The following is a 9,403-nucleotide window of genomic DNA, read 5'->3' on the forward strand; positions in this document are numbered from 1 at the left end:
GCACACCGGAGGAGCAGGGTTCATGGGGCTGGCGTTCTACCGAAATGACGGCGCGTCACTCATGCCGCTGGGGCTCTCCCGCAGCCTGTGGAGCAAGGAGCAGATGCACGGCGTCGCGATCAGCGCCGGTCTGTCCCGGGCTGCCGAGGGTGCGTTGCGCGACCTCGACCGCGACGACCTGCAACCGGCGCGCTACACCGTCGACCTGTTCCGCCCGGCGATGATGACCGCCAGCACCTTCACCACCGAGGTGGTGCGCGAGGGACCGCGCATCTGCCTGGTCGACGTGGCCATGGTGCAGGACGGCGAGCGGGTCGCGCGGGCCAGTGCCCTGTTCCTCAAGAAGGGCGAGACCCCGGCCGGTGAGGTCTGGTCTCCCGACGAGCGCCCGGTGCCGCCGCCGCTCGACCTCGCCCCCGAGGGCACCGAGCCGCACATCCCGTTCTTCCACAGCAGCGCCGGCTGGTCGCAGGACTTCCGCGCCCACCAGAACTCCTCACGCAAGGCGACCTGGCAGACCGGCGTACCTCCCGTCGACGGCGAGGAGGCGACCCCGTTCACGGCGGTGGCCGCGATCGCCGACGCGACCACGATGGTGACCAACTGGGGCAGCAAGGGCGTGGAGTTCATCAACACCGACATCACGGTCACGCTCTCGCGGCTGCCCGACGGCATCCAGCTCGGGCTCTCCGGGCTCGACCGCGTCGTCCACGACGGGATCAGCGTCGGCACCGCCACGATCTTCGACCGTCGCGGCCCGATCGGCACCACGGTGATGACCGCGATCGCCAACGCCAAGCGCACCGTCGACTTCGACGCGATCGACTATCGCGAGGACGGCTCCCGCAGCTCCCCCGGCGTCTGACCCACGACCCCGCAACCCTCGTGTCGCGAACCGTGCATTCTTGATGCGCGAACCGTGGATTCTTGAGCTTCGAGCCGTGGGTTCCTGGTGCTCACACCGCAACGACTGCCGGTTCGAGACGCAACATTTGCAGGGTCGTGGGAAAGTGGGCGCATGACGTTCTTCCTGATCCTGCTCGCCGTGATCGCCGCCGGCTTCGTGGTCTACAAGATGCGCGCACCGATCCTGGCCAAGATCCTCGGCCAGCCCCGGTCGCGCATCGAGCGACGCCTCAAGTAGGTCGCGCTCAGGCCGGCGGTTGCCAGGCGCCGGTGCGCCCGAACTCCTCCAGCGTGCGCTCGTACGGCGCGATGTCGATGCCCTGCGCCTCGAGCCAGGCGTCGGAGTAGTAGGTGTCGGTGTAGCGCTCGCCGCCGTCGCACAGCAGCGTCACCACCGAGCCCTGTTCACCACGTGAGCGCATGCCCGCGATCTGGTGCAGGGCGCCCCACAGCGACGTACCAGTCGAGCCGCCGACGAACCGGCCGGTGACCTCGGAGCACCAGCGCGCCGCGGCGATCGAGGCGGCGTCGGGGACGGTCATCATCGCGTCGACCACGCCGGGCAGGAACGACGGCTCCACCCGCGGCCGGCCGATGCCCTCGATGCGCGACGCGGTGCCCGTGGCGTCGGGGTCGGTCCAGCCCTCGAAGAACGCGGAGTTCTCCGGGTCGACCACGCAGACCTGTGTCTGGAGCCGGCGGTAGCGGACGTAGCGGCCGATCGTCGCCGACGTGCCTCCGGTGCCCGCACCCACGACCACCCAGGTCGGCACCGCGTGCCGTTCGCGGGCCATCTGCTCGAAGATCGACTCGGCGATGTTGTTGTTGCCCCGCCAGTCGGTGGCGCGTTCGGCGTAGGTGAACTGGTCCATGTAGTGCCCGCCGGTCTCCTCCGCAAGGCGACGCGACTCGGCGTAGATCGTGGACGGGTCGTCGACGAGGTGGCAGGTGCCGCCGTGGAACTCGATCAGCGAGATCTTCTCCGGCGACGTCGAGCGCGGCATCACCGCCACGAACGGGAGGCCCAGCAGCCGGGCGAAGTAGGCCTCCGAGACCGCCGTCGACCCCGAGGAGGCCTCGATGATCGTCGTACCCTCACCGATCCAGCCGTTGCAGAGCCCGTAGAGGAACAGCGACCGCGCCAGCCGGTGCTTCAGCGAGCCCGTCGGGTGGACGGACTCGTCCTTGAGATAGAGGTCGATGCCCCAGTCGTCGGGCAGCGGGAAGACGTGCAGGTGGGTGTCTGCCGACCGGTTCGCGTCGGCCTCGACCTTGCGGATCGCCTCGTTGAGCCAGGCCCGCTCCCCACCGTCGGAGCGGGTGCCGACCGAGCAGCAGCCTTCCCGCCGCCGGTCGATGCTCACGGGGAGTCCTTGTCGTCCTCGCGTGCGCTGATCTCCTCGAACTTCTGCGTCGCCTTCTCGGCCCGGGTCTGCACGACGCGGGCAAACCGCTCACGCTGCCGGTCGAGCAGGAACAGTGAGGCGAGGCCGGAGACCACGAACGCGATCACCACGGCCCAGATCATGGGCACCCCGTTGTCGGAGACGAGCCCCCAGACACCGACGGTGATTCCGAGGGCTCCGAGGAACAGCGCGATGCGCAACAGGGTGTAGACGATGAACTCCTTCACCCCTTCAGCCTAGATTGCTCGGGTGCAGGCCGTACTCTTGAGGGGTGGGCAAGTTCATCCTCGTCATCGTGCTCGTCACACTGGCGGTCTATCTGGTCGTCCGGCTCGTCGAGACCCGGGGCGCACTCTTCCGGCGCGGCAACGGCGGGTCCACGGCCAAGCCCGAACGCCGCCCCTCCGGCCCGCTCGGACCCGACGACGATCCCGAGTTCCTGCGCGACCTCAACCGCCGCCGTCCGCACAAGGACAAGCCGACCGACGGCTGAGCAGGGCTGCGCCCAGTTGAGCAGGCCGAGCCCGCCCGCCGCTCAGATCAGGTCGTACGACGACCGCACCGGCTCCTGCACCACGGACGGGGCGGCGTACGAGTGCTGCGAGCTGCCGCCGAAGAAGTAGTTGATGCCGATGAAGTTGAACCACAGGGTGCCCACGCCGACCAGCGCCACGATCGCGGCGTTGCGGCCCTTCCACCCGGCGGTCGCGCGGGCGTGGAGGTATGCGGCGTACACGACCCAGGTGATGAACGCCCAGACCTCCTTGGCGTCCCAACCCCAGTAGCGCGACCACGCGTAGTGCGCCCAGATCGGGCCCGCGATCAGCACGGCGAAGGTCCACACCGGGAACGCGAAGGCGTGGATGCGGTAGGAGATGCGGTCGAGCGCGTCGAGCTCGGGCACGCGGGCCAGGAAGCCGGTGGTGGTGTCGGGCTTGCGTTCCTTGACCAGGTAGAGCACCGAGAGGATCCCGCCGAGGGTGAAGGCACCGGTCGCGATCACCGCGGCCACCACGTGGATCACCAGCCACGGGGAGGAGAGCGCCTCGGTCAGCGGGACGACCTCCTCGTAGAGGGTCAGCTCGGCGACCATCAGGACGGTCAGCGCGAAGCCGACCACGATCGGGGCCAGCCACTCCAGGCTGAAGCGACCGCGCAGCACCAGGTAGGCGAGAACGAGGACGAAGGTCCCGGTGATCACGAACTCGTACATGTTGCCCCACGGCACCCGGTTGGGGTCGGCGGCCATGCCACGGCCCACGAGGGCCACGAGCTGGACGGCCGCGCCGATCACCGTGAGCAGGAACCCGAAGCGGCCGAACGTGCGGGTCCGCTGGTCGAGAGGTGCGTCGGTCGGCAGCTTGCGCAGCGCCGCCCATTCCACGAGGTGGGCCAGCAGCGCCAGGAAGTAGACGACCGCGACGACCGCCAGCGCCTGGACGCTGAGGTTCTCCCACTGGGTGTTGCTCACGATTTCTCCTCACGCACGTCGCCCGCACGGAGCGACGCGACAATTTCGGCGAGCTCGGTCCCGACCTCGCCACCCCCTGAACGGTCGAGGGCCGCGATCTCGACCACGGTCTCCTCGTCCTCACGACGCGCCCGCACCCACACCCGGCGGGGGCGGATGAACAGCGAGCCGAGCAACCCGACCAGGGCCAGGATGACCCCACCGAGTGCGACGCCCTTGCCGGGGGTCTTGCTGATCTGGATGCGCACCCACGGCCGCATGCCCTCGAAGGTCACCGATCCGGCGCCGTCGGGGAGCTTCTTGGTCTGGCCGGGGAACAGGTCGACCCGGAACATCGAGCCGTCGTTCTTCTTCAGCTCGGTCATCCGGCTCTTGTCGAGCACGTAGACCGACTGCGAGTCGCCCGAGTCCATGCCGAGGTTGCCGACGTAGGCCAGCATCGAGATGCGCGGGTTGCGGTCGTCGCCGAACAGCGAGACCGGGTTGCCGTCGACGTTGGCGTACGTCGGGTAGAGCAGGCCCTCGAGCCCGATCTGGCGGGGCCGGGCGTCGGGCGCCTTGACCACACCGAACGACGTGAACGTCGCCTGGTCCTCGGGCAGGAAGATCACCGGCCCCGACCACGCGACGTCGCCGTTGCCGTCGCGCACGGTGATCGAGGGGGCGTAGCCGTGGCCGATCAGGAACAGGTCGGTGCCGCCGATGGAGAGCGGGTGGTTGACCTTGAGGTCGTACTCCTTCTCCTCGCCGTCGGGGGTCTCCCGGTAGTCGAGGTGGGCGACGAACTTCTGGGCCATGCCCTTGCGCGGCCCGCTCATCAGCCAGTTGACGTCGAAGTCGGTCACCTCGAAGGAGAACGGCTCCATGTCCTCGGCCTGCATCAGGCTGCCCGGCACGAAGTCGTCGTACTGGGTGAGGTTGTTGGAGAACCCGCCGTCCTTCCACACGATCACGCCGCCCTGGTAGCCGAAGAGCGACCCGATCCCGAAGCCGGCCAGCACGATCAGCACCGAGATGTGGAAGAGCAGGTTGCCGGCCTCGCGCAGGTAGCCGCGCTCGGAGGAGACGGCACCTTCGGCGGCGAGGACCCGGAAGCGCCGCTTCCTGAGCAGCACCTGGGCGCGAGCCAGGACGTCGTCGACCGGCTCGGAGGTGCGGTACGTCGCACTGTCCGGCAGGCGGGTGAGATTGCGCGGGGCCTTCGGTGGTGCAGCCCGCAGGCCACGCCAGTAGACCCGGGTGCGGGGCAGGATGCAGCCGACCAGCGACAGGGCCAGCAGCAGGTAGATCGCGGCGAACCACACCGAGTCGAAGACCGAGAACAACCCGAGCTTCTCGTAGATCGGCGCCAGGTCGGGGTGGTCCTCGCGCCACTGCGACGCCTTGAACGCGTCGATGTTGTCCTGCGGGATCACCGAGCCCGGGATCGACGCGAGGGCGAGGAGCAGCAGCAGGATCAACGCCGTGCGCATCGAGGTGAGCTGGCGCCACGACCAGCGCAGCAGTTCACGGAGGTTCAGGTCGCCCATCAGACGCTCGTCTCGAATCCGAGGATGAGGTGCACCTGCATCCAGTTGACGATCCAGTCCCACCAGCCGGTGACCAGCAGCACGCCGATCACCACGAGCATCACGCCGCCGATGCGGGTCACCCATGCCTGGTGGCGGCGGATGAACGCGAAGGCGCCCAGTGCCCGGCGGTAGGCCAGCCCGGCGATGATGAACGGGATGCCCAGGCCGAGGGTGTACGCCGCGGAGAGCACCGCACTACGCGGCACGGTCGCCTCGTTGATGCCCAGGGTCAGGATCGCGCCGAGCGTCGGGCCGATGCACGGCGTCCAGCCGAGGCCGAAGAGGAACCCGAGGAACGGGGCAGCGGCCAGGCCGACGGCCGGCACCTTGTGCACGCGTACGTCGCGTTGCAGCAGCGGGATCAGGCCGACGAAGGCGAGGCCGAGCACGATGACCAGGCAGCCGAGCACCACGGTGATCGTGCGGTCGTACTGCAACAGGGTGGAGCCGAAGTAGCCCGACAGGGCCCCGAGGGCGACGAAGACGCTGCCGAAGCCGAGCACGAACAGCACGGAGCCGGCCAGCATGCGGCCGCGGTGCGCGTCTTCCAGCTCGGCACCGGAGAGGCCGGTCGCGTAGGAGAGATAGCCGGGCAGCAGCGGGATCACGCACGGCGAGAAGAACGACACGAGGCCGGCGAGCAGGGCGACGGGCAGCGCGATCAGGAGCGACCCCGACATCACGGAGTCCTGGAAGTACTCAGCCATCTTCAGCGACGACCTCGTCGATCAGCGTCTCGAGGGTGCCCTTGCTCGGCATCACGCCGAGCACGCTCGCGGCCACCCGGCCCGACCGGTCGATGATCACCGTGCTCGGCGTGGAGTACGGCGTCAGCGTGCCGTGGAAGGCCAGCAGCGTCTTCGCCGACGGGTCGAAGATCGAGCGGTAGGGCAGCTTGAACGTGCGCACGAAGCCGTTCGCGTTCTCACGGGAGGGATCGCGGTTGTTCAGCCCGAGGAAGACCACGTCGTCGGGGTCGACGCCGTTGGCCACCTCGACGATGTCCGGCGCCTCCTTGCGGCACTCGACACACCAGGCTCCCCACACGTTGACCACGACGACCTTGCCGCGGAAGTCCTCCAGGGCGAGGTCCTTGCCGTCGAGGTCCTCACCGCTGAGCGTGATCGGCTTGGTGCGGTCGCCCGGCTTCAGCTCGGTGATCTGGCCGTTCCCGGACACGTAGCCCTTGTCGCCGGTGCCCTCGAGGGAGCCGCATCCGGTGAGCAGGAGGCAGCCGGCCGCGAGCGCGGCGATCAGGCGTCGGGTGAGGAGTGCGGGCATGCGGATCAGGGCTTCTTCTCCTCGGGGGCGTTGCCCGCCGAGAACGGGGCCGCCTTGTCCTTGGTGGGGATCAGGTGCCCGGCCGGCTCGGAGTAGGTCAGCGAGACCAGCCGGTCGCCCTCGAAGTTGAGCGAGGTCAGCGAGCACAGGGTGCACTGGCGCTTGCGCGGGTCGTGGAGGAACGAGCGCTTCTCCACGAAGAGCCGGGTGGTCCAGATCGGCAGCTGGTGGGAGACGATCACCGCCTCGTGGCCACGCGCGGAGTCGCGGGCGTCGTACACGGCGGCCATCATGCGGGCGGCAACCTCCTTGAAGGGCTCACCCCACGACGGCTTCATCGGGTTCCAGAGGTGGCGCCAGGTCAGCGGGTTGCGCAGGGTGTTGTTGCCCTTGCCGAACGTCTGGCCCTCGAAGACGTTGCCGGACTCGATGACCCGCTCGTCGGTGACGATCTCGAGGCCACGGGCGTCGGCCAGCGGACGCGCGGTCTCCTGGGCGCGCTCGAGCGGGGAGACTCGCAGGTGGGTGATGTCGCGGCCCTTGATCGCCTCGGCGACGACCTCCGCCATCTCGCGACCGCGGTCGGAGAGGTGGTAGCCGTCCATGCGGCCGTAGAGCACGCCCTTCGGGTTGTGCACCTCACCGTGGCGGAGCAGGTGCACAGACGTCTTCTCGGTCATCGGGTTCCTTCGGTGGTCGGCTGGCCATCGTTGGCGGCAGCCGCGGCACGGGCCGCGGCTGGCAGGGCGTCGAGGACGGTCTGCACGGCGCGGTCGTCGTGCGCGCCGGAGAGGAACCATGCTTCGTACGCCGAGGGCGGCAGGTAGACGCCGGCGTCGAGCATGGCGTGGAAGAACGCGGTGTACGCCGGCAGCGACTGGTCGTTCGCGTCGTCGAAGTTGCGGACCTCGCCGTCACGGAAGAAGACCGAGAACATCGTGCCGGAGGCCTGCACCCGGTGGGGCACACCGGCGACGGTGAGCGCCTCGGCGGCGGCGGCCTTGATCACCTCGCCCGCGGAGGTGATGTGGGCGTAGACGTCGTCGGTGGCCAGTCGCAACGTGGCGAGGCCGGCGGTGGTGGCGATCGGGTTCCCGCTCAGGGTGCCGGCCTGGTAGACGGGGCCCTCCGGGGAGAGCCGGCTCATCACGTCGGCCCGGCCACCGAACGCGGCCGCCGGGAAGCCGCCGCCCATGACCTTGCCGAAGGTGACCAGGTCCGGACGCCAGCCCTCGACCGCACCGTCGAGGCCCCACTGGCCCTGCTTGCTGGCCCGGAACCCGGTCATCACCTCGTCGGAGACGAACAGGGCGCCGTGCTGGGTGCACAGGTCGGACAGGAGCTTGTTGAAGCCCGGCGCCGGCGGCACGACGCCCATGTTGCCGGGGGCGGCCTCGGTGATCAGGCAGGCGATGCGGTCGCCGTGCTCGGCGAAGACGGCGCGGACCGCCTCGGGGTCGTTGTACGGCAGCACCAGGGTCTGCTCGACGAAGATGTCCGGCACGCCGGGGGTGCTGGAGATGGAGTGGGCGTGCTGGTGCGTGGCCAGGCCCGAGCCGGCCTGGGCCAGCAGGGAGTCGACGTGCCCGTGGTAGCAGCCGGCGAACTTCACGATCAGGTCGCGGCCGGTGAACCCACGGGCCAGCCGGATCGCGGACATGGTCGCCTCGGTGCCCGACGACACGAAGCGGACCTTGTCGATCGGCGTACGGCCGACGATCTCCTCGGCCAGCTCGACCTCGGGCACCGTCGGCGTGCCGTACGACGTGCCACGCGAGACCGCCTCGGTGACCGCGGCCAGCACCTCGGGGTGCGCGTGGCCGAGCAGCATCGGGCCCCACGAGCAGATCAGGTCGACGTACTCGTTGCCGTCGACGTCGGTGAGCCACGCTCCCGCCGCGGAGCGGATGAAGCGGGGAGTGCCACCGACGGCGTTGAACGCCCGCACCGGGGAGTTGACGCCACCCGGGGTCACCGCCTGCGCCCGGTCGAAGAGCTCCGCCGATCGCTCAGTCGATCGGCCGGTGGAGGAGGCAGGCACAGCAGAAGTCACCGGGTCATTGTCGCCGACCGACCAAATCTGGCCACATCGGGGGTGACCTGCCCTTTTCGCGAAAATCCGGCCTTCTCCGCGTCATGAACCGCCCGCCCGCCCGTTTCCTCCCCGAGGTAGGGAACAGGCTTCTCAATGAACGAGATGCAGATCACGTCGGGTACCGGTGCGTAACCCCGCGTGTCAGACTTCGTTGATTGAAGTGCCTGTGCTTGAGGGAGTGGCAGGTTACGGATGCAGACAATTGGGGAGATTCGCGCAATGAAGACCACACGCTTCGGCGGTGCACAGCGAGCCATGGCGCTCGTTCCGTTGGCCTTGCTGTCGACCGCCTGGACGGCCAGCCTGATCGGCGTCGGTGGCAGCACCATCGCCTCGGCCTCCGACAACGACGGCCGCCTGCCCGACGGCACCTCGATCCCGACGCAGGCGATCGAGGACCCGGCCAGCTACTCCCAGCCCGGCGAGATCGGTCTCGGTGTGCCCCGCGGGTCCGGCGACAAGATCGTCCAGACCGCCTCCACCAACGGCATCCCGTCCGCCGCCCTGGCCGCCTACCAGCGCGCCGCCACGGTCATCAACGCCGCCGACAAGACCTGCCACATCCCGTGGCAGCTGGTCGGCGCCATCGGCCGCGTCGAGTCCGACCACGGCCGCTACGGCAACAACACCCTCGGCACCGACGGCATCTCCCGCCCCGGCATCTACGGCATCG

11 protein-coding genes and 1 pseudogene are annotated in these 9,403 nt (G+C 69.3%); 4 read left to right on the top strand and 8 right to left on the bottom strand.

Features of this window, described 5'->3' with window-relative positions:
• The first annotated feature begins 22 nt into the window (after positions 1–22).
• Both ASD30_RS24700 and ASD30_RS27805 read left to right on the top strand, forming a co-directional pair.
• Positions 23–865, top strand: coding sequence for a thioesterase family protein (locus tag ASD30_RS24700; RefSeq protein ID WP_056688652.1), 843 nt, complete (start codon positions 23–25; stop codon positions 863–865).
• 153 nt (positions 866–1,018) lie between these two features.
• Positions 1,019–1,144 (top strand): hypothetical protein, encoded by a 126-nt coding sequence (locus tag ASD30_RS27805; protein WP_268788305.1) that lies wholly within the window; start codon positions 1,019–1,021, stop codon positions 1,142–1,144.
• A 7-nt stretch (positions 1,145–1,151) separates the two neighbouring features.
• On the opposite strand, the gene ASD30_RS24705 is transcribed toward ASD30_RS27805, so the two are convergent.
• Together ASD30_RS24705 and ASD30_RS24710 are read right to left on the bottom strand one after the other, a co-directional pair.
• Positions 1,152–2,264 (bottom strand): PLP-dependent cysteine synthase family protein, encoded by a 1,113-nt coding sequence (locus ASD30_RS24705; RefSeq protein ID WP_056688953.1) that lies wholly within the window; start codon positions 2,262–2,264, stop codon positions 1,152–1,154.
• Between the two features lie 2 nt (positions 2,265–2,266).
• On the bottom strand, positions 2,267–2,539 hold the full coding sequence (locus ASD30_RS24710) for a DUF4229 domain-containing protein (protein WP_056688654.1): 273 nt from the start codon (positions 2,537–2,539) through the stop codon (positions 2,267–2,269).
• A 44-nt stretch (positions 2,540–2,583) separates the two neighbouring features.
• On the opposite strand from ASD30_RS24710, the gene ASD30_RS24715 reads away from it, so the two are divergent.
• Entirely contained in the window at positions 2,584–2,805 is a 222-nt protein-coding gene (locus ASD30_RS24715; protein WP_056688656.1) for a hypothetical protein, read from the top strand.
• Between the two features lie 42 nt (positions 2,806–2,847).
• On the opposite strand, the gene ccsB is transcribed toward ASD30_RS24715, so the two are convergent.
• Genes ccsB through hemL form a run of 6 tightly spaced genes read right to left on the bottom strand, consistent with a single transcriptional unit; the run spans position 2,848 to position 8,688 of the window.
• Positions 2,848–3,783, bottom strand: coding sequence for a c-type cytochrome biogenesis protein CcsB (ccsB, locus tag ASD30_RS24720; RefSeq protein WP_056688658.1), 936 nt, complete (start codon positions 3,781–3,783; stop codon positions 2,848–2,850).
• The gene (gene resB, locus ASD30_RS24725) at positions 3,780–5,312 is read right to left on the bottom strand and encodes a cytochrome c biogenesis protein ResB (RefSeq protein ID WP_082564158.1); all 1,533 of its coding nucleotides are present in this window, start codon (positions 5,310–5,312) and stop codon (positions 3,780–3,782) included. The genes ccsB and resB overlap by 4 nt, the downstream gene beginning before the upstream one ends.
• On the bottom strand, positions 5,312–6,061 hold the full coding sequence (locus tag ASD30_RS24730; RefSeq protein WP_056688660.1) for a cytochrome c biogenesis CcdA family protein: 750 nt from the start codon (positions 6,059–6,061) through the stop codon (positions 5,312–5,314). Before ASD30_RS24730 ends, resB begins: the two co-directional genes overlap by 1 nt.
• A complete protein-coding gene (locus ASD30_RS24735) occupies positions 6,054–6,635 on the bottom strand; it encodes a TlpA family protein disulfide reductase (protein ID WP_056688662.1) in 582 nt (193 codons plus the stop codon). The genes ASD30_RS24730 and ASD30_RS24735 overlap by 8 nt, the downstream gene beginning before the upstream one ends.
• A gap of 5 nt (positions 6,636–6,640) precedes the next feature.
• Complete coding sequence (locus tag ASD30_RS24740; protein ID WP_056688664.1) at positions 6,641–7,315, bottom strand: histidine phosphatase family protein; 675 nt, start codon at positions 7,313–7,315, stop codon at positions 6,641–6,643.
• Entirely contained in the window at positions 7,312–8,688 is a 1,377-nt protein-coding gene (hemL, locus tag ASD30_RS24745; RefSeq protein ID WP_235532672.1) for a glutamate-1-semialdehyde 2,1-aminomutase, read from the bottom strand. Before hemL ends, ASD30_RS24740 begins: the two co-directional genes overlap by 4 nt.
• A 261-nt stretch (positions 8,689–8,949) precedes the next feature.
• Here hemL and ASD30_RS27000 point away from each other — a divergent pair.
• Positions 8,950–9,403, top strand: a pseudogene (locus tag ASD30_RS27000) (lytic transglycosylase domain-containing protein); the annotation flags it as partial.

Origin of the sequence: Nocardioides sp. Root140, from assembly GCF_001426745.1 — a bacterium.
Taxonomy (GTDB): domain Bacteria; phylum Actinomycetota; class Actinomycetes; order Propionibacteriales; family Nocardioidaceae; genus Nocardioides.